This is a genomic window from Streptomyces sp. NBC_00258 (assembly GCF_036182465.1).
GTDB lineage: Bacteria > Actinomycetota > Actinomycetes > Streptomycetales > Streptomycetaceae > Streptomyces.
In genome coordinates this window covers 4692869-4718112 of record NZ_CP108081.1, presented here as the reverse complement: position 1 = coordinate 4718112, position 25244 = coordinate 4692869, and the positions used below count along the sequence as shown (strand labels likewise).

Genomic DNA, 25244 nt, shown 5'->3' with positions numbered 1-25244 from the left:
TCTCTACACCAGGTTCAGGGACCGCTTCAGGAAGTCCACCTGGAGCAGCAGCAGATTCTCCGCGACCTGCTCCTGCGGGGTCATGTGCGTGACCCCCGACAGCGGCAGCACCTCGTGCGGGCGGCCCGCGGCCAGCAGCGCGGAGGACAGCCGCAGGGAGTGCGCCACCACCACGTTGTCGTCGGCGAGGCCGTGCACGATCATCATCGGCCGGGCCGGCTCGGCGGCCCCCACCAGACCGTTGTCGTCGATCAGCGAGTTCGCCGCGTAGACCTCCGGCTGCGTGTTCGGGTCACCCAGATACCGCTCCGTGTAGTGGGTGTCGTACAGCCGCTGGTCCGTCACCGGCGCGCCCACCACGCCCGCGTGGAAGACGTCGGGGCGGCGCAGCACCGCGAGCCCCGCGAGATAGCCGCCGAACGACCAGCCGCGGATCGCCACCCGGTCCAGGTCCAGCGGGAAGCGTTCGGCGAGCGCCCGGAGCGCGTGGATCTGGTCGTCGAGGACGACCGCCGCGAGATCGTCCTTGACCGACTTCTCCCAGGCGGGCGAGCGGCCCGGCATGCCCCGCCCGTCCGCGACGATCACGGCGAACCCCTGGTCGGCGAACCACTGCGAGGTCAGATACGGGTTGTGCACGGCCAGCACACGCTGCCCGTGCGGTCCGCCGTACGGGTCCATCAGCACCGGCAGCGGACCGTCGGTGTAGTCGGTGGGGAGCAGAACGGCGCACGGCACACGGCGCTCGCCCGCCTCCGTAAGCGTCACGTGCGGGCTCAGTCCGGGGTCCTCGGCGTACGAGGCCACGATCGCCGCGCGCTTGCCCTCGCGCAGCACGTGCACCTGGGCGCCCGGCCGGTCCGGCACGGCCGACACCAGCACCGTCACACCGCCCGCGCGCACCGCCGAGTGGACGCCCGGCTCCTGTGAAATGCGTTCCACACCAAGGTCGTTGACCCGGTAGACGTGCACCTCGCCGATCTCCGGGGCGGCCGCCGCCGTACCGGCCGACGCGGAGACCAGTACGTCGTCGTCCGACACGTCCAGCACCGCTCGCACATGCAACTGCGGGCCCGTCAGAGGGCGTTCACCCACCGCGAGTACGCGCGCCCCGCCCTCGTCCGCGATCCGCACGAGCTGTCCGCTCGGGCTCCAGCTCGGTACCCCGGGGAAAAGATCAAGCCATTGTGGATCTTCGTCCGCGTGCACCATCCGGGTCGCCCCGGTGTCCGGGTCGACGGCCAGATAGAGCTGGCTCGCCTGGTCGCGCGCCTGGACGAGCAGCAGCGGTGCTCCGGCCGCCGACCAGTGCACCCGCGCCAGATAGGGGTAGCGCGCCCGGTCCCACGCGACCTCGGTGCGCGCCCCTTCGAGTCCGACCACGAAGAGCCGCACCTCCGCGTTGTCCGTCCCGGCCGCCGGATAGGCGACCTGCTGCGGATCCCGCTCGGGATGCGCCGGATCGGAGATCCACCAGCGGCGTACGGGGGCGTCGTCGGCCCGTGCGACCAGCAGCCGGTCCGACTCCGGCGACCACCAGAAACCGCGCGAGCGGCCCATCTCCTCGGCCGCGATGAACTCGGCGAGACCGTAGGTGACCGTGTCGGACTCGGGCTCCACGAGCGCCCTGTCGTCCTCCCCCTCGGCGCCGACGACCCTGAGGGCGCCACCGGAGACGTACGCGACGAGCCGTCCGTCGGGGGACGGGCGGGGGTCAAGCACCGGCCCGGGGACCCGCAGTTCGCGTGCCGTGCCCGCCCGCAGCTCCGCGGTGAAGAGCCGCCCCGACAGGGCGAACGACGCCAACTCCACGGCCGTGTCGGTGGCATAGCCGACGATGCCCGCCCCGCCCTCACGGCTGCGCTCGCGCCGGGCCCGTTCCGCCGCCGACAAGCGCTCCGAGCGGCCTCCGAGCAGCGCCCCCGGATCCGCGGCGGGACGCTCCTCGCCGTCCGCCACGTCGAGGACCCACAGCTGGTTCGCCCGGTCGGTACCGGACGCGGACCGCAGGTACACGACACGGGAACCGTCGGGCGCCACGGTGAACGCACGGGGCGCGCCGAGCGTGAAGCGCAGGGTGCGCGCCTGCCGGCGCGGAAAGGAGAGAGGCTCGGTCGTCATGCTCCGACCATATTGGCCATGCGCCCCCTTGTGCGGCCGTGCGCCGATCAATGCGCACGTACGAATAGTTATGATCACTACTGCTGCGTGGGTATCAACCTGCTGGCCGTTGTACGGATTTACTGCCCCCATCGTCCGACCCCCCGCGTCCCTGGGATCCTTGGAGGTGAGCCGCCGTGGCACTCTCGATTTCGGCGGTGGTGCTGCTGGCGATCATCGTCTTCATCCTGATCAAGAAATCAGGACTGAAGGCGCCTCACGCCATCGTGTGTGTCCTGTTCGGCTTCTACCTGGCCAGCTCGACGATCGCGCCCACGATCAACGACCTGACCACGAACATCGCGGGCATGATCGGAGACATCAAGTTCTGACCCGCCTCGTAGGGTGGGGTCCATGACCGAACTGCCCTCCCGGCGTCTTCTCCTGGTGCACGCGCACCCGGACGACGAGGCGATCAACAACGGCGCGACCATGGCCAGGTACGCGGCCGAGGGCGCCCACGTCACGCTCGTGACCTGCACCCTGGGCCAGCTGGGCGAGGTCATCCCGCCCGGCCTCGCCCACCTGTCGGGCGAGGCCCTCGGCGATCACCGCCGCGCCGAGCTCGGCGCGGCGATGCGCGAGCTCGGGGTGAGCGACTTCCGCCCCCTCGGCGGCCCCGGCCGCTACCGGGACTCCGGAATGATGGGCCTGCCCGACAACGACGACCCGCGCTGCTTCTGGCAGGCCGACGTCGACGAGGCGGCCGTGGATCTCGTCCAGGTGATCCGCGAGGTGCGCCCCCAGGTGCTCGTGACGTATGACACGAACGGCGGCTACGGCCACCCGGACCACATCCAGGCCCACCGCGTCGCCATGCGCGCCGCCGACCTGGCCGCGGAGTCCGGCTTCCGTCCGGAGCTCGGCGAACCGTGGACGATCGCAAAGATCTACTGGAACCGCGTACCGCGTCAGGTCGCCGAGGAGGGCTTCGCCCGCTTGAAGGACGTGCTCGACGAACTGCCGTTCCCCGCATCCGCCGCCGTCGACGACGTGCCGGGCGTGGCGGACGACTCCCTGATCACCACGGAGATCGACGGCACCCCCTTCGCCGCGGCCAAGGCCGCCGCGATGCGGGCGCACGCCACCCAGATCGAGGTCGTCGAGCCGTGGTTCGCGCTCTCCAACCAGCTCGCGCAGCCGCTGTTCGTCATGGAGTACTACGAGTTGGTGCGTGGCGAGCGCGAAGGACTGGCGCGGGAGACGGACCTGTTCGCCGGGACGGTCCAAAAGGATGAGGGTGTCCGATGAGTCGTCGTGGATGTCCGACACGTAATGAAGTGAGTGGCTGATGAGTACGGCGAACAGGCCGGGTGCGGGCAGCATGCTCGCCGAGCCCCCGCGAGCGCCCTCGGCCGGACGGATCCTCGTCCACCTGGGGCTCTTCGTGCTGGGTGCCGTGGTCGGGGCGGCCGGCGGACTGGTCCAGTCGGGCCTGTTCCCGGGCGGACTGCTGCTCGCGCTGGCGGGCGCGGCGGGGCTCTTCGTCGGCGGGGGACGGGCGACCGGTGGCCGGGGCGGGGCCGTCGCGCCCGCCGCCGGCTGGATGATCGCCGTCGTCCTGCTCACCGCGAGCCGGCCGGAGGGAGACTTCCTCTTCGCCGCGGGAGCGGGCTCCTACCTCTTCCTGCTCGGCGGAATGGCCGTGGCTGTGATGTGCGCCACCCTTGGCCCGGGGCGGCAACCAGGCGGGCCCGCCGCCCGACTTGGCAAGTGACGTACCACTTCGCCACAGCGCGCAGGTGCAAGTCCGGTGTGGGTTTCCCCGACGGCCGCAGGATGCGGGCGACAAGTGGCCAGTATGGTGGTGCGCGCCGCCGAGCCGCCCGAATCGAGGTCGAGTACACGGGCGGTGGAGCCAACCAGGAGAACCTGCCTTGAGTCGTGAAACTGACAGTTCGTCCTCCGGGCCCAACGGGCGCGGCGGAACCGCATACCCGTCGGGGACTCCGCCGTACGGAACGCCCAAGGCTTCCGACGGCGCCGCCGACAATGGGCGTTCCACCGGTGACCGGCCGGAGCAGCCCAAGACCGAGACCACGCTGACGACGCGGATCCGCATCAACATCCCCGGATCCCGGCCGATTCCGCCGGTCGTCGTGCGCACGCCCGTCGGGGGCGGCGAGTCCTCCGACAGCACGAGTGTGCCCGGACCGGCCCCCGTGGACACCGGGCCGAGCACCGGTCCGGGCGGGCCCGTGGACTCCGACACCGGGTCCCACCCCATGCCCACGGCCTCCGCCGAGGACAAGACCAGCGACTGGTTCGCGCCACGCAAGTCCGGTGCGCCCAAGGGCGGTCCGGGCGGTGGCGGCACCAACGGCGCCGGGACGCCCGGCGCTTCGGGTGCGCCGGGCCCCGGTACGGGTGCCGGAGCGGGAGTTGGCGCCTCCGGTGCACCCGGCACGCGTCCCTCCGGCTCAGGTGCGCCCACGGGCGCCGGTGCCGGTGGTGCGGCCAGGCCCGGTGGCTCCCGGCCCGGCGGCACCAACGGCGCGGGGCTGCCCGGCGCGGGCGGTACCGGGCCCGTGGCTCCCGGCCACGGCGGCGGTACCGGTTCCTTCGACGTGTCCGCGGCACTGGCGGCGGGGCCGCTGGGCAGCGGCCCCGGCAACTCGCCGTATCCGACGGACGGCACGGGCGACGGCGGCGGTGAGCCGCGGCGCGACGGCCTTCCGTATTTCTCCGGCGGCGGCCAGGGCGGCCAGGGCGGACCTTCGGGCCCGACCGGCGGGCCTGCCACCGGCGACGGTCAGCTGGCACCGCCCGGCACCGTGCGCGGCGGAGTCCCGGGCGGACCTGGCGGTCCCGGCGGCCAGGGCGCTCCCGGTGGTCCGCGAGTCCGTGGTGGCATGGGTGACCAGAACGGTCAGGGTGCAGCCGCGTTCCACGGCGCTTCCGGAGGACCGGGTGGACCCGGCGGCCCCGGAGCTCCGGACGGCTCGGGCTTCCCCGGACCCAACGGCGCCCAGAACGGCTCCGGCTTCCCCGGCGGACAAGCCGGTCCCGGTGGCCCCGGCAGTCCGGGCGGCGGCCCCGGTGGTCCCGGCTTCCCCGGTGGCAAGGGCGCCCAGAACGGCTCGTCCTTCACCGGCGGACCCGGTGGCGGGATGAGCGACGACACCGCGATCCTCACCCCGCAGAAGCCCGCCCCCGAACCCGGTACGCCGGGCTACGGCGGCGCCGGTGAGAACGTCTCCGGACACACGCTGACCAGCGGCATCCCCGTCGTGCCGCCCGCCCCGAACTCGCCGTTCGGACCGGGCGCGCACACCGACGGACCGCTGCCGCACCAGCCCCCGAAGCTGCCCGACCCGGTCTCGCCGGCGGCGCCCGCGGCCTCGCGGCCCAAGAAGAAGAAGGGCCGCAACAAGCTGGTGCTTCTGGTCACCGGCGTGGTGACCCTGGGCGGCATCGCGTACGGCGCCGGACTGCTCATGAACCACTCCGACGTGCCCAAGGGCACCACCGTGCTCGGCGTCGACATCGGCGGCGGCACCCGTGACGAGGCCGTCAAGAAGCTCGACGACGCCTTCAAGACGCGGGCGGCCAAGCCGCTGCAGCTCTCGGTCGAGGGCGACACCGTCGCGCTCAGGCCGGACCAGGCCGGTCTCCAGCTCGACAGCCAGGCGACGGTACGGTCCGCGGCGGGCAGCGACTACAACCCCGTCTCGGTGATCGGCTCGCTGTTCGGCAACCATCGCGTGGTCGACCCCGCGATGCCTGTCGACGAGGAGAAGCTGACGGCCGCCCTGGAGCGCGCCGCGGGCGGCTCAGGATCGGCGACCGAGGGCACGATCAAGTTCCAGTCCGGCAAGGCCGTCGCCGTCTACGGCAAGGCGGGCAAGGGCATCGACACCGGGCAGTCGACGGAGGCCGTCGAGGAGGCCTACCGCGCGCAGGTGGAGACCGGCAAGGCGGCGACCGTCAAGGTCCCCACCACGACGAAGGAACCCAAGGTCACCAAGGCCGAGGTCGACCGCATGATGAAGGCCTTCGCGCAGCCGGCGATGTCGGCCAACGTGACGATCAGGGCCGGCGGGGTGGAGCTCCCGTTCAGCCCGGAGAACTCCCTGTGGAAGTTCCTCGGCGTCAAGGCCAACGCCCAGGGCAAGCTGGTCGAGTACTACGACCTGGAAGCGCTGAAGGAGTTGTACGGCGGCGCGTTCGACGGCGTACTGATCACCCGGGGCAACGGCAAGAAGACCCCCGTGACACCCCAGGACGTGGTCGGCGCGATGCGCCCGGCGCTCCTCGGCAAGACGGCGGCGGACCGGGTGGGAGTGATCGAGACCGACCCCAGCTAGTCGCGGACTGGTTGAAGGGGGCACCCGGCGATGGCCGGGTGTCCCCTTGTCTCGTTCCGGCGTCCGGCTCATCGTGGCCCGAGTGGCCCGCGCCGGGCGGGTGCCGAAGGGGCGGGTGCCGTATGGGCTGGGAGTTCACGGACGACCGGGGGATCACGTTACGGCGCATGGGGCGGCCCGAGAGAGTGGCCGCGTACGTCCGCGCGGGCGCGGCACTGTGGGATCTGGGGGTGCGGCCCGTCGGGGTGTACGGATCAGGCCACGACGGTGACGAGCCCGACCGCGCCAAGTCCGGTGCCCTGGCCGACGTCCCGTACCTGGGCGCGGGCAAGGGCCTGGACGACGGGGCCATCCGGTCCGTACGGCCCGACCTGGTCGTCGACGTCACGTACGACCGGGAGAAGCCGTACGCCGTCACGGAGGCGGCGGCGAAACGGGCCGGCGCGCCCGTCCTCGCCCTCGCGGTCGGCGGCGACACCTCGCTGCCCGGCATCCTGGCGCGCTTCGCCCAGCTGGCGGTGGCCCTCGGCGGCGAACCTGCGAGCGGGGACGGCGAGTTGGCCGCCGCGGAGGACGCGGTACGGTCCGCCGCGGAGGACGCCGTATGGTCCGCCGCCTCCGCTCCGCTGAAGGTGCTCGCGCTGTCGGCCGCCGGAGCCCGCCAGGTGCATCTCGCGCGGCCCGGGACCTGGCCCGAACTGCGTCATCTGGCCGAGCTGGGCGTGGAGTTGACCGAGCCCGGCGCCGGTGGCGCGAACTGGTCCACGACCACGTGGGAGCACGCCGTCGACCTCGCCCCCGACCTTGTCCTCGTGGACGCCCGCGCGAACGCCGTGCCGGCGGGGGAGCTGGAGTCCGTGCCCGCCTGGCGCGCCCTCACCTCGACCGCGGCCGTGGAGCCCTGGAACCCTGAACTGCCGTGCAGCGCCCACGCGTACGCCGCTTTCCTCCGCTCGGTGGCGGACGCGCTCGAGGTCCTGGGGGCCAAGAGGTGAGCTTCGTATGACCCCTGACCCCTGACCCCGCCTCGGCCGATCACCCCTGCCGACCGCCTCCGCGTACCCCCACATGACATCTGTCATCCGGGAGTGACGACGGCCGACACTGCCGGGCGGGGCCCGCCTCCCGCCACGCTGGGTCACATGACAGCGACTGCGACAGCGGAGGCCACCGGCTCGGTGGTCGGATTCGATCAGGTGACGAAGACCTACGGAAGCGTACGAGCCGTGGACGGGCTCACGCTCGCGCTGCACCCGGGCGAGACGGTGGCCCTGCTGGGGCCGAACGGCGCGGGCAAGTCGACCACGCTCGACCTGCTGCTCGGCCTGAAGCACCCGGACAGCGGCTCGGTGCGGGTGTTCGGCGGCAGCCCGAGGGACGCCATCGTCGCCGGCCGCGTCGGAGCGATGCTGCAGAGCGGCGGGCTGATGGACGAGGTCACGGTCGGCGAACTGGTGCGGCTGGCCTGCGACCTGCACCCGAAGCCGTTCCCCGTGGCAGACGTACTCGCCCGCGCGAGCCTCACACAGATGGCGGACCGCAAGGTCAACAAGCTCTCGGGCGGCCAGCAGCAGCGCGTGCGCTTCGCGCTCGCCACCGCCGGCGACAGCGACCTCATCGTGCTCGACGAGCCGACGACCGGCATGGACGTCTCCGCGCGCCAGGCCTTCTGGGCCACCATGCGCGAGCAGGCCGACCAGGGACGGACGGTCCTGTTCGCCACGCACTACCTGGAGGAGGCCGACGCCATCGCCGACCGCGTGCTCGTCCTGCACCGGGGGAGGCTGCTCGCGGACGGCACCGCCGCCGAGATCAAGGCGAAGGCGGGCGCCCGGCGGATCGCGTTCGACCTGGAGGAGCCGATCGACGCTCCCGCGCTGCACGCCCTGCCCTTCCTCACCTCGCTCGACGTGTCGGGCCACACGGTCCGCATCCAGTCCTCCGACGCCGACGCGACCGTCCACGCCCTGTACGGGCTCGGCGTCTACCTCCGCAACCTCGAAGTGGCCGGGCTCGGTCTGGAGCAGGCCTTCGTCGCCATCACCGCCGCCGAGGAGGCGCGCACCTCATGAACGCCATGAACGGCATCAAGTCCACGAACCCCATGAAGGCCATGAGTGGCATGTCCGGTGTACGCGGTCTGATCAAGCTGGAGGTCATCCGCGCCCTGCGCAACCGCAAGTTCCTGTTCTTCTCGGTGATCTACCCCTCGGCCCTGTTCCTGCTGATCGCCGGCAGCGCCGACAGCACCACCAAGGTCGACGACACCGGGCTCACCCTGCCGACCTTCTTCATGGTCTCCATGGCGTCCTTCGGCGCCCTGACCGCCGTCCTCATGGGCAACAGCGAGCAGATCGCCAAGGAGCGCGCGAGCGGCTGGGTACGGCAGCTGCGGCTCACCACGCTGCCGGGACGCGGCTATGTCTTCGCGAAGACCGCGAGCGCGGCCGTGATCAGCCTGCCGTCGATCGTCGTCGTCTTCGTGGTCGCGGCAGCCGTGAAGGACGTACGCCTGGACGCCTGGCAGTGGCTCGCGCTCACCGGCGCGATCTGGGCCGGCAGCCTCGTCTTCGCCGCGCTCGGCGTCGCCATCGGCTACATGGCGAGCGGTGACGCGGTCCGCCCGATCACGATGATCGTGTACTTCGGCCTGTCCATGCTGGGCGGACTGTGGATGCCCACGACGACCTTCCCCGACTGGCTGCAGGACATCGCGAAGTGGCTGCCCACGCACGCGTACGCTGCCCTCGGTCAGGCCATCGAGCAGAGCCGGGCCCCGCACGCGACGGACCTCGCCATCCTCGCCGTCTCCTTCGTCCTGTTCGCGGGCGGCGCGGCCTGGCTGTACAGGAAGGACACGCTGAAGGCGTGAGCGGCGTGGAGATCGGTATCGGGCAGCGCCCGCAGAACAGCAGGCAGAGAGCGGTCAAGTTCCTCTGGACCGGCATCTGGCTCGCCTATCTCAGTGCACCCGTGCACGACCTGCTGCACGGCGGGCACAGCGACGGAGTCCGCGTCCTGGGCGCCGTCGGCCTGGTCGCCTTCGTCGCCTGGTACTTCGCCCTGGTCTTCCGTGCCGGACGCGGAGCGGCCAACGGGGTCGTACTCGGTTCGCTGGCCGTGCTCGCGGCCCAGTCGTCGATCCTCTCCCTCGCCCTCGGCCGCGAGTGGCTCGTCCTGTTCGTGTACGTGTCGGTCGCGTCCGGCGCGGCACTGCCGCCGCGGTTCGCACGGCTGACCATCCCGGCCGTGTCCGCCCTGATGACGGTGATCGCCTTCTCCGTGCCGGAGGGGAACGAGTACCTGGCCTCGCTGCTCCTCCCGGCGCTCCTCGGCGGGTTCTCCATGGTCGGCGTCCGCACCCTGATCCGTACGACGATCGAGCTGCGCGAGGCCCGCGCCACCGTCGCCCAGCTCGCCGCCAACGAGGAACGGCTGCGGCTCGCCCGCGACCTGCACGACCTGCTCGGCCACTCGCTCTCGCTGATCACGCTGAAGAGCGAGCTCGCGGGCCGGATGCTGCCCGAGCACCCCGACAAGGCGGCCCAGCAGGTCGCCGACATCGAGAACGTCAGCCGGCAGGCCATGGTCGACGTCCGGGAGGCGGTCACCGGCTACCGGCGGCCCCGGCTGCCCGGCGAACTCGCGGGCGCGCGGGTCGCCCTCACGGCGGCGGGCATCACGGCCGAACTGCCGGCCGAACCGGACCTCATGGGCGTCGCCTCGGAGACCGAGTCCGCGCTGGCCTGGGCACTGCGCGAGGCGGTCACCAACGTCGTACGCCACAGCGGGGCCCGGCGCTGCACGGTCGAGCTGGTGCGGCGCCAGACGCTGGAGGGCCCTGTGCTGGAGCTGAGCGTGGAGGACGACGGGGGCGGCGCGGACAGCGGTCCGGGCAACGGGCTGACCGGACTGCGGGAGCGGCTGGACAAGGTGGGCGGGGAACTGCAGGCAGGGAGCGCGCGGCACGGATTCCGGCTGGTGGCCCGCGTCCCGGCGGCCACGGCCGCCGTAGGATCCGGGGCATGAGCCGAACGATCAAGGTCCTGCTCGCCGAGGACCAGTCGATGGTCCGCGAGGCCCTGGCCGCCCTGCTCGGCCTCGAACCGGACATCGACGTGGTGGCGCAGGTGGCCCGCGGCGACGAGGTACTGACCGCCGTACGCGGTCACGACGTGGACGTGGCGCTCCTGGACATCGAGATGCCGGGCGCCACCGGCATCGAGGCGGCTGCCGAGCTCCACCGGGAGTTCCCCGCGCTCAAGCTGGTCATCCTCACGACCTTCGGCCGCCCCGGCTACCTCCGCAGCGCCATGGAGGCGGGCGCCGACGCCTTCCTGGTGAAGGACGCGCCCGCCGCCCAACTCGCCGAGGCGATACGCAAGGTCCTCACCGGCGAACGTGTCATCGACCCCGCGCTCGCCGCGGCGGCCCTGGCCGAGGGCGCCAACCCCCTGACCGACCGCGAACGCGAGGTACTCCGCGCGGCGGCCGACGGCTCCACCAACGCCGACCTGGCAACGGCCCTCCACCTGTCCCACGGCACGGTCCGCAACTACCTCTCCACCGCAATCCAAAAACTGGCGGCACGCAACAGAGCGGAGGCGGTCAGGATCGCGAGGGAGAAGGGCTGGCTGTAGAAGCCCCTTCAGGGCGCCCCCCGAAGGGGCGCGGGGAACTGCGCGACAAGCCACAACGCACCCGCACTCGCACGACGACGACAGCCCTACGGCGCCCGGGCGAACAACCGGCGGGCGCGAGGGCCAGGCTCAGTTCAGCATGGCTCGCGCAGCCCGAGCCTGCCGCCGAACCCGATCGGCGGCAGGCTCATCAACGGCGGCCACAACCTCCGCGTACGCATCGAGTTCCGTCGCCCCCACGAGGAAGTCCCCCCGCTCCACGAGCAACTGCGCCCGGTCGTACCGAAGACGAGCAGGATGGGACGGCAGCAGCAGGGAGAAGTCGACGGCCCAGAGGGCCACGTCGGACCGCTCGGGCCGAGCCGCGGCCCACGCACGGATGTTGTTCAGGATCCGCAGCACGACGTCCAGCGGATCGGCGGGCGACAGCATCGAAGGATCCAGCGGCGCCCCCGTCGCACCGGCCACCAGCAACTCGGCATCGGTCCCGGTCAGCACCCGGCCCCCGTCGAAGGGATCGGCGAGAACCTGCTGCTCCGGCGGCCCGAACCCGACGACGAAGTGCCCGGGCAGAGCAACCCCGTACACCGGGGCCCCCGCCCGCCGCGCGACCTCCATCCACACCACCGACAGCAGGATCGGCAGCCCGCGGCGCCGCCGCAGCACCTCGTGCAGCAGTGAGGAGTCCAGCCGCTGATAGTCACCGGGCGTACCCCGGAACCCGCAACGGCCGCCGAGGTGCTCGGCGAGCGCCGTGGCCCAGGACCGCGGCCCGCCGGGCCGGAACGGCAGCTCCCCGGCCAGCCGGTCCAGCTCGATCTGCGCCGCGTCCAGCCCGGCCTCGTCCAGCTCCCCGTCCGCCTGGGCGCCCAACAGCAGACACAACGCCGACAGGTCGGGCCGCTCGGCCCGCGCCTCGTCGCCGAACCGCCGCCGCCACTCGGCGCTCCGCTCGGGCCCGGGAGGATGAAGAGGACGCATAGCTGCCTCGTGCCCTTTCACGCCGATCGATACCGCTCTGTGGCTCCGCCACGGATTTCGCCGCCCGGGCGGTCGCCCACCTGTTCGTCGGCACCGGCGGAGCTCCCGCCGCCCGTTGCCCGGGGCTCGCGATAGTGGTGGTACGCGTGATGCGCCGCGAAGCCCATGCCCGCGTACAGGGCCCGGGCGCCCGCGTTGTCGGCCTCGACCTGGAGCCATGCCGCCGAGGCACCCTCGGACAGCGCCCGGCGGGCCAGGGCGGCCATGACCGTGGTGGCCAGACCCTGACGGCGCAGGGACGGGTCGACCTCCACCGCCGCGAAACCGGCCCAGCGCCCGTCGATCACACAGCGGCCGATCGCCGCCGGTATGCCCGGTTCGGCGCCGGGCACGGTCGCGAACCACACGGCGGGTCCGCTGCCCAGCACCTCCAGGGCCACCCCGCTCACGCCCTTGCGCTGGTAGCGGCCGAGCCACGCCTCGTCCGCCTCGCGCGCAAGCACGACTGGCCGGTCCGGATCGGGGTCCGGGAGGTCACCGATCGGCGCCAGCCCGCCGATCCACATCTCCGCGGTCACCTCGCGCGCCCACCCCCGCGCCTCCAACTCGGCGCACAGCAGCTCCTGCGTGCCTTCGGCACCGGTCGCGGTCTGCACGTACGCGGGCAGCTCCCGGGCCGCGTACCACTCCCGCACGAGGGAGAGCGCGTCGTCGAGCGGGACGCCGGGGTCGCCGAGCGGCAGCACCGAGTTGGCCCGCCGGGTGAACCCCGCGGCGGCCCGCAGCTCCCACTCGCCGAGCCGCTCCCGCTCGACCGGCTGCCAGGCCCGGGCGGCGACCCGCGCCAGCTCCTCGTACGAGGCCGCCGGGCCTCTCCGCCGGGCCGGCGCGGCCGGCACGACCTTGCCCGCCACCAGCGCCGATTCCGGAATACGGACGCTCTCCCCGGACCGTCGTGTGATCAGCAGCACACCGTCGTCCCATGATGTGAGAACGCCAACCGTGTCGGTGAACTTCTCACCCTCAGGAGCGTCTTCGCGCAACCGTCGCACCGAGATGCGTTTCCCCACGTCAGCGGGGGTAACACGGACATCGAGACGGAAGTGTGCGGAGAATTCCACAGCTCAGTCCAACCCTCCTGTTCGGATCATGCCCAAGAACGGAGATACTAGGTGCGGGCATCGACGACGCCGCGCTCCCGCGCGCCAGGTGGCGGGGCCTGAAGACGGCTCGCCAGCGCCCTATCGAGGAGGAACGACAGCGTGACCTACGTCATCGCGCAGCCTTGTGTCGACGTCAAGGACAAGGCGTGCATCGAGGAGTGCCCGGTCGACTGCATCTACGAGGGCTCCCGGTCCTTGTACATCCACCCGGACGAATGCGTCGACTGTGGTGCCTGTGAGCCGGTCTGCCCGGTCGAGGCGATCTTCTACGAGGACGACACTCCCGAGGAGTGGAAGGACTACTACAAGGCGAACGTCGAGTTCTTCGACGAGCTCGGCTCGCCCGGCGGTGCCAGCAAGCTGGGGCTCATCGAGCGCGACCACCCCTTCGTCGCAGCGCTGCCGCCGCAGAACCAGTAAGCGGTACGTACGCCGGGGCCACGCCCAGCGACGCTGTGGCCCCGCGCCGGCGGCAGAACGCCGCCTCGGTCCCGTACGGCCTGCCGCCGTACGGGACCGAGGCGTTTGCCGTGCGTGCCGCCTGTCCGTGCGGACGCCCGCGTCCGTACGAGAAAGTGAGCCAGAAACCGTGTCCGCAGTCTCCGACCGGCTTCCCACCTTCCCCTGGGACAAGCTGGAGCCCTTCAAGGCGACGGCCGCCGCTCACCCGGGCGGCATCGTCGACCTGTCCGTCGGCACCCCGGTCGACCCGGTGCCCGACCTGATCCAGAAAGCCCTGGTCGCGGCCGCCGACTCGCCCGGCTATCCCACGGTGTGGGGCACGCCGGAGCTGCGGGACGCCCTGGTGGGCTGGTGCGAGCGACGGCTGGGCGCACGGGACTTCACCCACCGCAACGTACTGCCGGTGGTCGGCTCCAAGGAGCTGGTGGCCTGGCTGCCCACACAGCTGGGACTCGGCCCCGGCGACAGGGTCGCCTACCCGCGCCTCGCGTACCCGACGTACGAGGTCGGCGCCCGCCTGGCCCGCGCGGACCACGTCTCGTACGAGGACCCGACGGACCTGGACCCGACCGGCCTCAAGCTGCTGTGGCTCAACTCCCCGTCGAACCCGACCGGCCGGGTGCTCTCCCTCCAGGAACTCACCCGGATCGTGGCCTGGGCGCGCGAGCACGGCATCCTCGTCTTCTCCGACGAGTGCTACATCGAGCTGGGCTGGGAGGCCGACCCCGTCTCGGTCCTGCACCCCGACGTGTGCGGCGGCTCGTACGAGGGGATCGTGTCGGTCCACTCGCTCTCGAAGCGGTCCAATCTGGCGGGCTACCGCTCGGCGTTCCTGGCCGGTGACTCCGCGGTCCTCGGTGACCTGCTCCAGATCCGCAAGCACGGCGGCATGATGACCTCCGCGCCCACCCAGGCCGCGGCGGTCGCCGCCCTCTCCGACGACACCCACGTCCACGAACAGCGCGCCCGCTACACGGCCCGCCGCACCGCCCTGCGCGACGCCCTCCTGACCCACGGCTTCCGCATCGAACACAGCGAGGCCAGCCTCTACCTCTGGGCCACCAGGGACGAACCCTGCTGGGACACGGTCGCCCACCTCGCCGACCTCGGCATCCTCGTGGCCCCGGGCGACTTCTACGGCCCGGCGGGCGACAAGTTCGTCCGCGTGGCACTGACGGCAACGGACGAACGGGTTCAGGCGGCGGTAGACCGCCTGGCGCCCCATTAGGGGCGCGGGGAACTGCGCGATCAGCCACGGCGCACCGGCACTCGCCCACCGGGCACGTTTTGAGGGGCGCGGGGAACTGCGCGACCAGCCACGGCGCACCCGCACCCGCCCACCGGGCAAAAGCGAAGGGGTCCAGGGAAACTCCCTGGACCCCTTCGCCGTACAGCCCCCGGAGGGCTTAGCCGAGAGGCAGCCCCTGAAGCGGCAGCTGCTCAGCCCCGGGCAGCCCACCCTTGGCAACGGAATCGGTCGGCAACCCACCACCGGTGGCCCCCGCGGCGTCACCGAGCACGTCACCCGCGGTCCCGGCGACATCCCCGGCGGTCTTCTGCGCCGCGGGAGTCGTGGTCTTGACGGCCTTGCCGCTGGTCTTGCCCGCGGTTGGCACGGCCTTCTTGACGGCCTTGCTGCCCGCGTCACCCGCGAGCCCGGTGGCGTTCTGCGCGGCGCCGTCGACGGTGGTGCCCGCGTTGTCCAGCGCGGTCAGCCCGCCGAGGTCGGGGGTGGCAGGCAGTTCGGCCGCGCTCGCGGAGCCGGCCGCACCGACCCCGGCTGCCGCTCCCGCTGCGACGAGCAGCGCGGCACGGGCGATCCGGCGGGTCAGGGGGAGGGACATGATGCTCCTTTGACGGAAGAGAACGGTGAAGTGTCGTGCCGCGCCCGGCAGTTGACCGACTGGCTGTCGGTCTGCCGTCGATCGACCGGCTGTTGATCGTTCCGGGCTCGGACGCAGTGACTACCGCTCGAAGTCCGCGAAGGTTGCGGTGATCCAACGTAAAGAGTTGGTAATGCGTCGCATTATCGGCTGTGGAGAAACCCGGGCAAAGAACGTCCGGTGAGAAAGTCTGCCGAATCGCTACGGCCCTTTGTTCCCAAGGGGTTCGGCGGATTCGTGAGAGGTGCGGGAAGGGCCGGGGGAAATACCCGGCGAGCCGTCGACATGCCGCGCCGGGCGTACCTCCAACGGGTGACGGCCCGTACTACTGCCCGGTGACGATTCGGACCTCGCCCGTGGAGTTCCGCGTACCCGAGTCGTCGCGCCACTCGCTCCGGGTGTTCCCGGCCGTCCATGCCCGGCCCGCGTACGAGACGCGCTCGACGTGCAGCGCCGAGGAGTTGGCCACGGCCCAGTGCGCCAGGGCCCAGCCACGCCGCCGCTCCCCGCCCTGCGCCGCCGGGGTCTTCGGGACGGTCACGGTCACGGTGCGCGTGCCGTCGGGGCCGTTCGCGGCGGTGGACGAGGTCGACGGTACGGCCGTCGAGGCCGACGGAGAGGCCGAGGGCGTGGCAGCCACCTCGGCACCCGCTTCCTGGAACGCGTCGCGCCCGAAGTCCCGTACGAGCGCGGCACGCACCGCGTCCGGGCCCTCGGCCGGTGTGCTCGGACGCCCCTCGCAGGTGAAGGTGGCGGCCGCGCGCCCGGTCAGGGCCGCGGCGAGGAGCGTGGCGTCCGGCTCGTGCTTCGCGTACGCCTCCGGGTAGCCGCTGCGCTGGACGCGCTGCGCGGCGACGGTGAGCGGCAGTTTCGTGTAGTCCGGCACCTTCTCCAGGTGCTCGTAGAACTCGCCCGCCGCGTACGTCGGGTCCAGGATCTCCTTCTCGGTGCCCCAGCCCTGAGACGGCCGCTGCTGGAACAGGCCCAGTGAATCCCGGTCGCCGTGGCTGATGTTGCGCAGGGCGGACTCCTGGAGGGCCGTCGCGAGAGCGATGGTGACGGCACGCTCGGGCACACCGCGGTTGGTGCCGACGGCCGTGATCGTCGCCGCGTTCACCGCCTGTTCCGCCGTGAACTCGTACGACGCTCCGTCGCCGTTGCCGGAGACGACCGTGCACTTCGGTTCGCCCGTGCTCCCTGTCAGGTACTGCACGGCGAGATAGCCGGCGAGGGCGAGCAGCACGGCGAAGGCGGCTCCGGAACGGAGGAGACGGCCACGGCGTACGGACCTTGCGGAGGTGGGGGACGGCTCTGGCACGCGTACAAGGTACTGGAGAGTACTGTCCGCCATCTGTGTGACTGTGGAGAAGCCGGTGACGTCGGAGGAATCAGGCCACCTACGGGGCCGGGACGCGCGCCGCGTTAGGGTCGACGGCATGGCCGACACCCAGCTTGACCTCGCCCTGGACGCCGCCCGGCTCACCGCGCAGCTCGTCGACTTCCCCTCGGAGAGCGGCACCGAGAAGCCCCTCGCGGACGCCGTCGAGACCGCCCTGCGAGCCCTGCCGCACCTGACGGTCGACCGGTACGGCAACAACGTCGTCGCGCGGACGAACCTGGGCCGGGCCGAGCGCGTGATCCTGGCCGGCCACATCGACACGGTCCCGATCGCCGACAACGTGCCCTCGCGGCTGGACGAGGACGGCGTGCTGTGGGGCTGCGGCACCTGCGACATGAAGTCGGGCGTCGCCGTCCAGCTGCGGATCGCGGCCACGGTCCCGGCCCCCAACCGCGACCTCACCCTCGTCTTCTACGACAACGAAGAGGTCGCCGCACACCTCAACGGGCTGAAGCATGTGGCCGAGGCGCACCCGGAGTGGCTGGAGGGCGACTTCGCGGTCCTCCTGGAGCCTTCCGACGGCCAGGTCGAGGGCGGCTGCCAGGGAACCCTGCGCGTGCTGCTCAGGACGAAGGGCGAGCGCGCACACTCCGCGCGCAGCTGGATGGGCTCCAACGCCATCCACGCCGCCGCCCCGATCCTCGCGCGCCTCGCCGCCTACGAGCCGCGCTACCCGGTCATCGACGGCCTGGAGTACCGCGAGGGCCTCAACGCCGTCGGCATCTCGGGCGGGGTGGCGGGCAACGTCATCCCCGACGAGTGCGTGGTGTCCGTCAACTTCCGTTACGCGCCGGACCGCACGGAGGCCGAGGCCCTGGCCCACGTCCACGAGGTCTTCGCCGACTGCGGCGTCGAGGAGTTCGTGGTCGACGACCACAGCGGCGCGGCGCTGCCGGGCCTCTCCCACCCCGCGGCCGCCGCCTTCATCGAGGCCGTCGGGGGCACCCCCCAGCCCAAGTACGGCTGGACGGACGTCTCCCGCTTCAGCGCGCTCGGCGTCCCGGCCGTCAACTACGGCCCCGGAAACCCGCATCTGGCACACAAGCGGGACGAAAGGGTCGAAACTGCGAAGATCCTCGCGGGCGAGGAGCGGCTGAGGGCATGGCTCACCGCCTGACCCGTACCTGACGGCGGTTCATGGCGGACATGTCGGCGTCCCCCCTCCGTAACCCGCGTAGATCTACGCTGGGGTGGAACGACCCGCACGCGTGAAGGGAGCGGACATGGCTACTGGCAACCCGGAGGGCAAGAAGCGGCCACCGGAGGAGCAGCGGCTGGGCCCCGTGCTGCGCAGGCGGGAGCAGGTGCAGGCCAGCACGACGGACCAGCGGCTGCTGGACGCCGGCGGGCCCTCGGACTGGGTCCACACCGATCCCTGGCGGGTGCTGCGCATCCAGTCGGAGTTCATCGAGGGCTTCGGCACGCTGGCCGAACTGCCGCCCGCGATCAGTGTGTTCGGCTCGGCGCGGACGAAGGCGGACTCTCCGGAGTACGAGGCGGGGGTCGCGCTCGGGCGCGGGCTGGTCGAGGCGGGCTTCGCGGTGATCACGGGCGGCGGTCCCGGTGCCATGGAGGCCGCCAACAAGGGTGCCTGCGAGGCGAAGGGCATCTCCGTCGGGCTCGGCATCGAGCTGCCCTTCGAGCAGGGGCTCAACCAGTACGTCGACATCGGCCTCAACTTCCGCTACTTCTTCGTGCGGAAGATGATGTTCGTGAAGTACGCCCAGGGGTTCGTGGTCCTGCCCGGCGGCCTCGGCACCCTCGACGAACTCTTCGAGGCGCTCACCCTCGTCCAGACCCAGAAGGTGACCCGCTTCCCGATCGTCCTCTTCGGTACGGAGTACTGGGGCGGCCTCGTCGACTGGCTCAAGAACACCCTGATCGCCCAGGGCAAGGCCTCGGAGAAGGACCTCCTCCTCTTCCACCTCACGGACGACGTGGACGAGGCGGTGGCATTGGTGTCGAAGGAGGCGGGGAGGTAGGGGCCTTTTTCCTCGCCCCCGCCGCCCCTACCCGTCCCGTCCCTGGGGGCTGCGCCCCCAGACCCCCCGTTATCGGCCTGAACGGCCTCGTCCTCAAACGCCGGACGGGCTGAAATTCAGCCTCTCCGGCGTTTGAGGAGCGGGGGTTCGGGGGCCGGCCCCCGAGTAGTGACGGGAATGGGTAGGGGCGGCGGGGGCGAAAAATGCCCCTAGGCCAGCCCCCGCCGGGCGACGGCAGGCGGACGATGGCCGGCGATCGACGCCACCATGTCCAGCACCTGCCGAGTCTCGGCAACCTCGTGCACCCGGTACACCTGAGCCCCCAGCCAAGCCGAAACGGCGGTGGTCGCGAGCGTCCCGACCACCCGCTCCTTCACCGGCCGGTCGAGCGTCTCACCCACAAAGTCCTTGTTGGACAGGGACACCAGCACGGGCCACCCCGTGTCCACCATCTCCCCGAGCCGCCGCGTCGCCTCAAGACTGTGCCGCGTGTTCTTCCCGAAGTCGTGCCCGGGATCGATGAGCACGGACTCCCGCGCCACCCCCGCCTCCACGGCCCGCTCGGCCAGCGCCGACGTCACCCGCAGGATGTCGGCCATGACGTCGTCGTAGGCGATGCGGTGCGGACGGGTCCGAGGCTGCGTCTCACCGGCGTGCGTGCACACCAGCCCCACCCCGTACCGCCCGGCGACCTCCGCGAGCCGCGGATCGACCCCGCCCCACGCGTCGTTGAGCAGGTCCGCACCCACCTCGCACACGGCCTCGCCCACCTCGTGCCGCCAGGTGTCGACGCTGATGATCACGTCGGGGAACCGGCGCCGCACCTCGGCGACGAAGCCGACCGTCCGCCGCGCCTCCTCCTCGGCCGTGACCTCCTCGCCGGGACCGGCCTTGACCCCGCCGATGTCGATGATGGCGGCGCCCTCGGACACCGCCTGCTCCACGCGCGCGAGCGCGGGCTCGTCGCGGAAGGTGGCGCCCTGGTCGTAGAAAGAGTCCGGGGTCCGGTTCACGATCGCCATGATCACCGGCTCGTGCGCCTCGAACTCGCGCCTGCCCAGCCTGAGCATCCCCTGTGGCCTCTCCCGGTAGTCGGCAGCGGATGTCGCCGTTCCGCCGCCTGCGACCCTAACTGTCGGAGTCGCATGGCACGATCGGAGCCTGACACTTTCCGCGCCGACGCGTCCGCGTCGGCACCAGAGCGTGGGGACCTCAGCGATGTTCATGTTCTTGTTCCTGGTCGTCGCCCTCGTCGTCGTGGTGGGCGCGGTGACTCTCTCCGTGGTGGGCGGCGGTGAGAGCGGCGCCCTCCCCGAGAGCCCGCCGGAGCGTCTGCAGGACCCGCTGCCCCTGGACCGCCCCCTGCACCGCGGTGACGTGGAGGCCCTGCGCTTCCCGCTCACGATGCGCGGCTACCGCATGGCGGACGTGGACGACGCCCTGGGCCGCCTCGGTGCCGAGCTGGCCGAGCGGGACGCCCGGATCTCCGACCTGGAGGCCGCGCTGGCCGGAGCGGCCCACGAGGCCCGGTCCACCTCCCTGGAGAAGCCCGCCGAGGAGGACCACCGGTGAGCGACGCCCTGAAGGGCCCCGACGGCGCCCTGCGCTGCCCCTGGGCCCTGTCCACCGACGACTACGTGGCGTACCACGACGAGGAGTGGGGCCGCCCGGTCCACGGCGACGACGCGCTGTACGAGAGGCTGTGCCTGGAGGCCTTCCAGTCGGGTCTCTCCTGGATCACGATCCTGCGCCGCCGCGAGGGCTTCCGCACCGCCTTCGCCGGCTTCAAGATCTCCGAGGTCGCCACGTTCACGGACGCCGACAAGGAGCGCCTCCTCGCCGACCCCGGCATCATCCGCAACCGCGCCAAGATCGAGGCGACGGTGGCCAACGCGCGCGTACTCACGGAATGGGCACCGAGTGAGCTGGACGAACTGATCTGGTCCTTCGCCCCCGACCCCACGACCCGCCCGGCCCCGAAGACCCTCGCCGACGTCCCCGCGGTCACCGACGAGTCAACAGCCCTCTCCAAGGCCCTCAAGAAGCAGGGCATCCGCTTCGTGGGCCCCACAACGGCCTACGCCTTGATGCAGGCCTGCGGCCTGGTCAACGACCACCTGGCAGACTGCGTGGCCAGAGGCGCCGCCTTTTAGGGGCGCGGGGAACTGCGCGACCAGCCCTCACCGGCCCGCAGCTCCCCACAATCGGTCACCGCCCCAAGTACTTCGGCTTCTCCTTGTTGACGAACGCCTGCACGGCGATCACATGATCCTCGGAAGACCCGGCCCGAGTCTGCAACTCGTCCTCCTTCTCCAGGGTCTCCTGCAGCGAGTGGGTCAGCCCGTAGGCAAGGGACTCCTTGAGCGCGGCGTACGCCAAGGTCGGCCCCTCGGCCAACCCCCGGGCCACCTTCACCGCCTCGGCCGCCAGCTCGGCACCCGGCACAACCCGATTGGCGATCCCCAGCTCGTACGCCTCCTGCGCGGTGATGCTGCGCGGAAAGAGCAGCAGATCCGCGGCCCGCGAAGGCCCGACGACCCGGGGCAACGTCCACGAGATCCCGGAGTCGGCGGTCAACGCGACCCCGGCGAACGACGTGTTGAAGGCAGCAGTGTCGGCAACGATGCGATAGTCCGCCGCGAGCGCGAAACCGAAGCCGGCACCGGCCGCGACCCCGTTGACCGCGGCCACGACCGGCTTCGCGGCCCCGGTCAGGGCCCGCACGATCGGGTTGTAGTGCTCCTGGACGGTGCTCATGACACCCCCGCCCGAGCCGGACTCGCGCGCCGCCATCAGTCCGCCGATGTGCTCCTTGAGGTCCTGGCCCACACAGAAGGCCCGGTCTCCGGCGGCGGTGAGCAGCACGGCCCGTACGGAGTCGTCCGCCGCGGCCGCCTGCGCCGCCTCCCGGAAGGCGACCTTGGTCTCGATGTTCATCGCGTTCATCGCCTCGGGGCGGTTGAGCGTGATCGTCGCGAGTCCGTCGCTCACCTCGTAGAGCACGGTGTCGGCCATGGCGGTCCCCTCCGGTTCGCGGCTCCGTCGTACCCATCGGTACGTTCTGGTCTGAGGACAGCATGGCGGAGATCATGAGCGGCGGCGGGGTTCGGACATGTGACCTGCGTCAAAGAATTCCGGCGTCCGAAAGTCCATGCAGCGGTGCGGCAGCGGCGCAGTATCGCAGCCACTTCGGCGAATTGAGTGGTTTTGCTCAAGCGCGTTGCGCAAGCGATGCCGACTGATGTTGGTCATCGGGTCCTGAGATGCGGGATAATGGCCTGGAAGCAATGTGTTCGATGCCGGTGACGCGTGTCCGACGAGAGGATGCGTGCCCTTCAGTGGGGCCGTCGGCGACGATGAGCTGGTTTCAGGAAGGGGAACGAGCATGGCGGCCATGAAGCCGCGGACGGGCGATGGCCCGCTCGAGGTGACCAAGGAGGGGCGGGGCATCGTCATGCGCGTTCCGCTCGAAGGCGGCGGTCGGCTCGTCGTCGAGCTGACCCCTGACGAGGCCGACGCGCTCGGCGACGCCCTCAAGAAGGTCGTCGGCTGACGCGGAACGCGACCATACCTGTCCACTGCCCCGGCATCAAAGTGATGCCGGGGCAGTGGGTTTCCAGGAGTACGTCAGCGACGTGTGCCATGCGTGTTCACGCAGGTCAGCAAAGGTTCAGGGGCGGTCGGGGGAGAGGCCGGATCAGCGTTTTACCGCGCACAGCAGGCCGTCGCCGACCGGCAGGAGCGAGGGAATCAGCTCCTGGCTCTCACGGACCGTGCGCAGCAGTTCGCGCAGCCGAAGGACCTCCGTGGGCTGCGGGCCCGACTCCACGGTCCGGCCGTTCGCGAAGACACCCTCGAAGACGACCAGGCCACCGGGCCTGAGCAGGCGCAACGATTCAGCGAGGTAGTCGAGGCTCTCCAGACGGTCGCCGTCGCAGAAAACGAGGTCGTAGCCGGCGTCCGCGAGCCGGGGCAGGACGTCCAGCGCGCGGCCCGGGATGAAGCGGGCCCGGTTGCTCGCGAAGCCGCACGCGCGGAAGGCCTGGCGGGCGAACTGCTGGTGCTCCGGCTCCGGATCCACGGTCGTCAGTACACCGTCCGGCCGCATGCCGTGCAGAAGATGCATTCCGGAGACTCCGGTCCCGGTCCCGATCTCCGCGACCGCCTTGGCGTCCACGGTGGCGGCGAGCAGTCGCAGTGCGGCGCCCGTGCCGGGCGACACAGAGCGCAGCCCTGCGTCCCGGGCCCGGTCCCGGGCCCAGTGCAGTGCTTCGTCCTCGGCGACAAAGGCGTCGGCGAACGCCCAGCTCGTCAGCCGGTTGCCGGTAATGGCCCTCTCCTGTCCCCGTGGTTGCCTGGGCGTGACTGTATCCGTTGCCGCCGGGAACCCGCAGATGGGACCGGGCGTTTAGAGGGGGTGGGGAACTACGCGGGGGTAGCAGATGGATCAGGACACCGAGCAAGTGCTGACGCAGCCATATGAGCGCGTATCAAATTCTCGTAAAACCGCTTATCCGGAGCTAACGGGCGAGGTGGCTATGGTAGGGGCTCCACCGGACACCACCAGAGCCGACAGGGGAGGTGCGGCTGCGCCTGTGGATCGGGGAGGGGTGCTGAGGCGCCTGCTCAGATCGGCGGGTGAGCCGAAATCTGTGAACGACACCGCTGACCGTTTCCGCACCGCTGACTCCGCTCAGACCGCGACCTTCACGTCCGACGCGGACTCGCAGGCGTGGACTCCGCCCACCTGGGAGGAGATCGTCAGCACGCACAGCGCCAGGGTCTACCGTCTCGCCTACCGCCTGACGGGCAACCAGCACGACGCCGAGGACCTGACCCAGGAAGTCTTCGTCCGGGTCTTCCGATCCCTGTCGACGTACACGCCGGGCACCTTCGAGGGCTGGCTCCACCGCATCACCACCAACCTCTTCCTGGACATGGTCCGCCGCAAGCAGCGCATCCGCTTCGACGCCCTCGGCGACGACGCGGCCGAGCGCCTGCCCAGCCGCGAGCCCTCCCCGCAGCAGGTCTTCAACGACACGCACTTCGACGCGGACGTCCAGCAGGCCCTCGACACGCTCGCCCCGGAGTTCCGCGCCGCGGTCGTCCTGTGCGACATCGAAGGGCTTTCGTACGAGGAGATCGCCGCGACCCTGGGCGTCAAGCTCGGTACGGTCCGCAGCCGCATCCACCGCGGCCGCTCCCAGCTGCGCAAGGCGCTCGCCCACCGCTCGCCCGAGGCCCGTGCCGAGCGCCGCGGTTTCGCGGTCACCGGAGTGCCCGCTCTGGGAGGAGGGGGCGCGAGCACGTGAGTGGATCACGGCTTAATCCTGCCGACCGGCCCCTTACCGAGCAGCACCTCGGAGACCGGCTCTCCGCCCTCGTGGACGGCGAGCTCGGTCACGAGGCGCGCGAGCGTGTCCTCTCGCACCTCGCCACGTGCGCGAAGTGCAAAGCCGAGGCCGACGAGCAGCGACGACTGAAGAACGTGTTCGCGGAGGTCGCTCCGCCACCCCCCTCGGAGAGTTTCCTGGCCCGTCTGCAGGGGCTCCCCGGAGGAGGCGACTCGGACGGCGACGGATCGCCGCTGGGCGGGGGAGGGTTCGGAACCTCCGGAGTCTTCGGCATGAAGCCGGACTCCTTCGGCTACGTGCCGTCCGGCCCCCACGCCGCCGTGCTGCCCTCCGAGCAGCGCGGGTTCCGCATCCATGACATAAGCCGGCGTGAGGCCGAGCGTTCGGCCTCACGGGGCCTGCGCTTCGCGGCCGCCGCTGCCGGTGCCGTTTCGCTCGCAGCGATCGCGCTCGGCGGGGTGTCGACCGGCATGCCGACGGACACCACGGACGCGCGCGGCGGGTCGGGCTCCGGAAGCAATGTGACCCCGATGCGGACGTCGAACGCGGGCGGGGTGACCAACCCCGACTCACAGCGCCGCCGGTCCCTCACGCCGCTGCTCGCGCAGGGACAGCGCACCTTCACCGGGGAGGGAGGCGCGCAGACCGAGCTGTCCGCGCCGCTGCTGCCCGGGGTGCCCGCGCCCGGCGTGTCCTCGCCGGTCGAGCAGGGCACGCGCACGCTGCACGCGCTGACCACCCCCGTGGTGGCCGGTGCCGCCGCCATGTCCCCGCTCATACGTCCCTTCAGCCCCGCCCCACCGGTGGCGCTGACCGCGTTCTCGACGGCGTCGGAGCTGGAGACGTCCCTGCTGCCGCTGGTGCCACCGTCCGACCCGTCCGCCTCACCCTCGCCTTCCTCCCCCGGCTGAAC

General features: G+C 71.6%; 26 protein-coding genes. 18 read left to right on the top strand and 8 right to left on the bottom strand.

Translation table 11 applies throughout. From position 1 onward, the window contains the following. Window positions 1-3: 3 nt before the first annotated feature. Window positions 4-2121 (bottom strand): S9 family peptidase, encoded by a 2118-nt coding sequence (locus OG718_RS20900; RefSeq protein WP_328844782.1) that lies wholly within the window; start codon window positions 2119-2121, stop codon window positions 4-6. 176 nt (window positions 2122-2297) lie between these two features. Between OG718_RS20900 and OG718_RS20895 the strand changes: the two genes are divergently transcribed. From OG718_RS20895 to OG718_RS20855, 9 genes are all read left to right on the top strand, one after another. After that, entirely contained in the window at window positions 2298-2492 is a 195-nt protein-coding gene (locus tag OG718_RS20895) for a hypothetical protein (protein ID WP_055611106.1), read from the top strand. 22 nt (window positions 2493-2514) lie between these two features. Further along, window positions 2515-3411, top strand: coding sequence for an N-acetyl-1-D-myo-inositol-2-amino-2-deoxy-alpha-D-glucopyranoside deacetylase (gene mshB, locus OG718_RS20890; protein ID WP_328844781.1), 897 nt, complete (start codon window positions 2515-2517; stop codon window positions 3409-3411). A 40-nt stretch (window positions 3412-3451) separates the two neighbouring features. Beyond that, complete coding sequence (locus OG718_RS20885) at window positions 3452-3877, top strand: DUF6113 family protein (protein WP_143636598.1); 426 nt, start codon at window positions 3452-3454, stop codon at window positions 3875-3877. 160 nt (window positions 3878-4037) lie between these two features. Beyond that, window positions 4038-6467 (top strand): hypothetical protein, encoded by a 2430-nt coding sequence (locus tag OG718_RS20880; protein WP_328844780.1) that lies wholly within the window; start codon window positions 4038-4040, stop codon window positions 6465-6467. A gap of 122 nt (window positions 6468-6589) precedes the next feature. Continuing rightward, window positions 6590-7462 carry an ABC transporter substrate-binding protein gene (locus OG718_RS20875; RefSeq protein ID WP_143636591.1) on the top strand — a complete coding sequence of 291 codons (873 nt, stop codon included), beginning with the start codon at window positions 6590-6592 and terminating at the stop codon, window positions 7460-7462. A gap of 147 nt (window positions 7463-7609) precedes the next feature. After that, window positions 7610-8539 carry an ABC transporter ATP-binding protein gene (locus tag OG718_RS20870; RefSeq protein WP_328844779.1) on the top strand — a complete coding sequence of 310 codons (930 nt, stop codon included), beginning with the start codon at window positions 7610-7612 and terminating at the stop codon, window positions 8537-8539. Window positions 8540-8589: 50 nt separating this feature from the next. Further along, complete coding sequence (locus tag OG718_RS20865; protein ID WP_328847799.1) at window positions 8590-9339, top strand: ABC transporter permease; 750 nt, start codon at window positions 8590-8592, stop codon at window positions 9337-9339. After that, a complete protein-coding gene (locus tag OG718_RS20860) occupies window positions 9336-10496 on the top strand; it encodes a sensor histidine kinase (protein ID WP_306938189.1) in 1161 nt (386 codons plus the stop codon). The genes OG718_RS20865 and OG718_RS20860 overlap by 4 nt, the downstream gene beginning before the upstream one ends. Then, the gene (locus OG718_RS20855; RefSeq protein WP_328844778.1) at window positions 10493-11107 is read left to right on the top strand and encodes a response regulator transcription factor; all 615 of its coding nucleotides are present in this window, start codon (window positions 10493-10495) and stop codon (window positions 11105-11107) included. Before OG718_RS20860 ends, OG718_RS20855 begins: the two co-directional genes overlap by 4 nt. Before the next feature lie 129 nt (window positions 11108-11236). On the opposite strand, the gene OG718_RS20850 is transcribed toward OG718_RS20855, so the two are convergent. Continuing rightward, window positions 11237-12088, bottom strand: coding sequence for a transglutaminase-like domain-containing protein (locus OG718_RS20850; protein ID WP_143636585.1), 852 nt, complete (start codon window positions 12086-12088; stop codon window positions 11237-11239). Window positions 12089-12105: 17 nt separating this feature from the next. Further along, window positions 12106-13209: a GNAT family N-acetyltransferase gene (locus tag OG718_RS20845; RefSeq protein WP_328844777.1), complete on the bottom strand. Its 1104-nt coding sequence runs from the start codon at window positions 13207-13209 to the stop codon at window positions 12106-12108. Between the two features lie 141 nt (window positions 13210-13350). Between OG718_RS20845 and fdxA the strand changes: the two genes are divergently transcribed. Next, window positions 13351-13671, top strand: coding sequence for a ferredoxin (gene fdxA / locus OG718_RS20840; protein WP_019058397.1), 321 nt, complete (start codon window positions 13351-13353; stop codon window positions 13669-13671). A 169-nt stretch (window positions 13672-13840) separates the two neighbouring features. Next, window positions 13841-14941 (top strand): bifunctional succinyldiaminopimelate transaminase/glutamate-prephenate aminotransferase, encoded by a 1101-nt coding sequence (locus OG718_RS20835; protein ID WP_143636581.1) that lies wholly within the window; start codon window positions 13841-13843, stop codon window positions 14939-14941. Window positions 14942-15119: 178 nt separating this feature from the next. On the opposite strand, the gene OG718_RS20830 is transcribed toward OG718_RS20835, so the two are convergent. Together OG718_RS20830 and OG718_RS20825 are read right to left on the bottom strand one after the other, a co-directional pair. Next, window positions 15120-15557, bottom strand: coding sequence for an ATP-binding protein (locus OG718_RS20830; RefSeq protein WP_143636580.1), 438 nt, complete (start codon window positions 15555-15557; stop codon window positions 15120-15122). Between the two features lie 364 nt (window positions 15558-15921). Then, window positions 15922-16914 (bottom strand): heavy metal transporter, encoded by a 993-nt coding sequence (locus OG718_RS20825; protein ID WP_306938173.1) that lies wholly within the window; start codon window positions 16912-16914, stop codon window positions 15922-15924. Between the two features lie 118 nt (window positions 16915-17032). On the opposite strand from OG718_RS20825, the gene dapE reads away from it, so the two are divergent. Continuing rightward, entirely contained in the window at window positions 17033-18112 is a 1080-nt protein-coding gene (gene dapE, locus OG718_RS20820) for a succinyl-diaminopimelate desuccinylase (RefSeq protein WP_328844776.1), read from the top strand. A gap of 106 nt (window positions 18113-18218) precedes the next feature. After that, complete coding sequence (locus OG718_RS20815; RefSeq protein ID WP_143636576.1) at window positions 18219-18977, top strand: TIGR00730 family Rossman fold protein; 759 nt, start codon at window positions 18219-18221, stop codon at window positions 18975-18977. Between the two features lie 209 nt (window positions 18978-19186). Here OG718_RS20815 and folP read toward each other — a convergent pair whose 3' ends face one another. After that, the gene (gene folP / locus OG718_RS20810; protein WP_143636574.1) at window positions 19187-20047 is read right to left on the bottom strand and encodes a dihydropteroate synthase; all 861 of its coding nucleotides are present in this window, start codon (window positions 20045-20047) and stop codon (window positions 19187-19189) included. A gap of 148 nt (window positions 20048-20195) precedes the next feature. Here folP and OG718_RS20805 point away from each other — a divergent pair, with 148 nt between their 5' ends. Next, window positions 20196-20549 (top strand): DivIVA domain-containing protein, encoded by a 354-nt coding sequence (locus OG718_RS20805; RefSeq protein WP_143636573.1) that lies wholly within the window; start codon window positions 20196-20198, stop codon window positions 20547-20549. Next, on the top strand, window positions 20546-21130 hold the full coding sequence (locus tag OG718_RS20800) for a DNA-3-methyladenine glycosylase I (protein ID WP_328844775.1): 585 nt from the start codon (window positions 20546-20548) through the stop codon (window positions 21128-21130). The genes OG718_RS20805 and OG718_RS20800 overlap by 4 nt, the downstream gene beginning before the upstream one ends. A 55-nt stretch (window positions 21131-21185) precedes the next feature. On the opposite strand, the gene OG718_RS20795 is transcribed toward OG718_RS20800, so the two are convergent. Further along, window positions 21186-21992, bottom strand: coding sequence for an enoyl-CoA hydratase/isomerase family protein (locus OG718_RS20795; RefSeq protein ID WP_328844774.1), 807 nt, complete (start codon window positions 21990-21992; stop codon window positions 21186-21188). Between the two features lie 370 nt (window positions 21993-22362). Between OG718_RS20795 and OG718_RS20790 the strand changes: the two genes are divergently transcribed. Continuing rightward, window positions 22363-22530: a DUF3117 domain-containing protein gene (locus OG718_RS20790; RefSeq protein ID WP_003966491.1), complete on the top strand. Its 168-nt coding sequence runs from the start codon at window positions 22363-22365 to the stop codon at window positions 22528-22530. Window positions 22531-22674: 144 nt separating this feature from the next. Here OG718_RS20790 and OG718_RS20785 read toward each other — a convergent pair whose 3' ends face one another. Then, window positions 22675-23373 (bottom strand): O-methyltransferase, encoded by a 699-nt coding sequence (locus tag OG718_RS20785; protein WP_281198615.1) that lies wholly within the window; start codon window positions 23371-23373, stop codon window positions 22675-22677. A 214-nt stretch (window positions 23374-23587) separates the two neighbouring features. Here OG718_RS20785 and sigE point away from each other — a divergent pair, with 214 nt between their 5' ends. Further along, window positions 23588-24289: an RNA polymerase sigma factor SigE gene (gene sigE / locus OG718_RS20780; protein WP_143636567.1), complete on the top strand. Its 702-nt coding sequence runs from the start codon at window positions 23588-23590 to the stop codon at window positions 24287-24289. Further along, window positions 24286-25242 (top strand): anti-sigma factor family protein, encoded by a 957-nt coding sequence (locus OG718_RS20775; protein WP_143636565.1) that lies wholly within the window; start codon window positions 24286-24288, stop codon window positions 25240-25242. Before sigE ends, OG718_RS20775 begins: the two co-directional genes overlap by 4 nt. Window positions 25243-25244 lie beyond the last annotated feature (2 nt).

What these genes read in the sequence shown, in the direction of transcription:
- OG718_RS20900 (WP_328844782.1), bottom strand. Translation starts at nt 2,121, where the DNA reads ATGACGACCGAGCCTCTCTCCTTTCCGCGCCGGCAGGCGCGCACCCTG.
- mshB (WP_328844781.1), top strand. Translation starts at nt 2,515, where the DNA reads ATGACCGAACTGCCCTCCCGGCGTCTTCTCCTGGTGCACGCGCACCCG.
- OG718_RS20885 (WP_143636598.1), top strand. Translation starts at nt 3,452, where the DNA reads ATGAGTACGGCGAACAGGCCGGGTGCGGGCAGCATGCTCGCCGAGCCC.
- OG718_RS20875 (WP_143636591.1), top strand. Translation starts at nt 6,590, where the DNA reads ATGGGCTGGGAGTTCACGGACGACCGGGGGATCACGTTACGGCGCATG.
- OG718_RS20870 (WP_328844779.1), top strand. Translation starts at nt 7,610, where the DNA reads ATGACAGCGACTGCGACAGCGGAGGCCACCGGCTCGGTGGTCGGATTC.
- OG718_RS20865 (WP_328847799.1), top strand. Translation starts at nt 8,590, where the DNA reads ATGTCCGGTGTACGCGGTCTGATCAAGCTGGAGGTCATCCGCGCCCTG.
- OG718_RS20855 (WP_328844778.1), top strand. Translation starts at nt 10,493, where the DNA reads ATGAGCCGAACGATCAAGGTCCTGCTCGCCGAGGACCAGTCGATGGTC.
- OG718_RS20850 (WP_143636585.1), bottom strand. Translation starts at nt 12,088, where the DNA reads ATGCGTCCTCTTCATCCTCCCGGGCCCGAGCGGAGCGCCGAGTGGCGG.
- OG718_RS20830 (WP_143636580.1), bottom strand. Translation starts at nt 15,557, where the DNA reads ATGTCCCTCCCCCTGACCCGCCGGATCGCCCGTGCCGCGCTGCTCGTC.
- dapE (WP_328844776.1), top strand. Translation starts at nt 17,033, where the DNA reads ATGGCCGACACCCAGCTTGACCTCGCCCTGGACGCCGCCCGGCTCACC.
- OG718_RS20815 (WP_143636576.1), top strand. Translation starts at nt 18,219, where the DNA reads ATGGCTACTGGCAACCCGGAGGGCAAGAAGCGGCCACCGGAGGAGCAG.
- folP (WP_143636574.1), bottom strand. Translation starts at nt 20,047, where the DNA reads ATGCTCAGGCTGGGCAGGCGCGAGTTCGAGGCGCACGAGCCGGTGATC.
- OG718_RS20805 (WP_143636573.1), top strand. Translation starts at nt 20,196, where the DNA reads ATGTTCATGTTCTTGTTCCTGGTCGTCGCCCTCGTCGTCGTGGTGGGC.
- OG718_RS20795 (WP_328844774.1), bottom strand. Translation starts at nt 21,992, where the DNA reads ATGGCCGACACCGTGCTCTACGAGGTGAGCGACGGACTCGCGACGATC.
- OG718_RS20790 (WP_003966491.1), top strand. Translation starts at nt 22,363, where the DNA reads ATGGCGGCCATGAAGCCGCGGACGGGCGATGGCCCGCTCGAGGTGACC.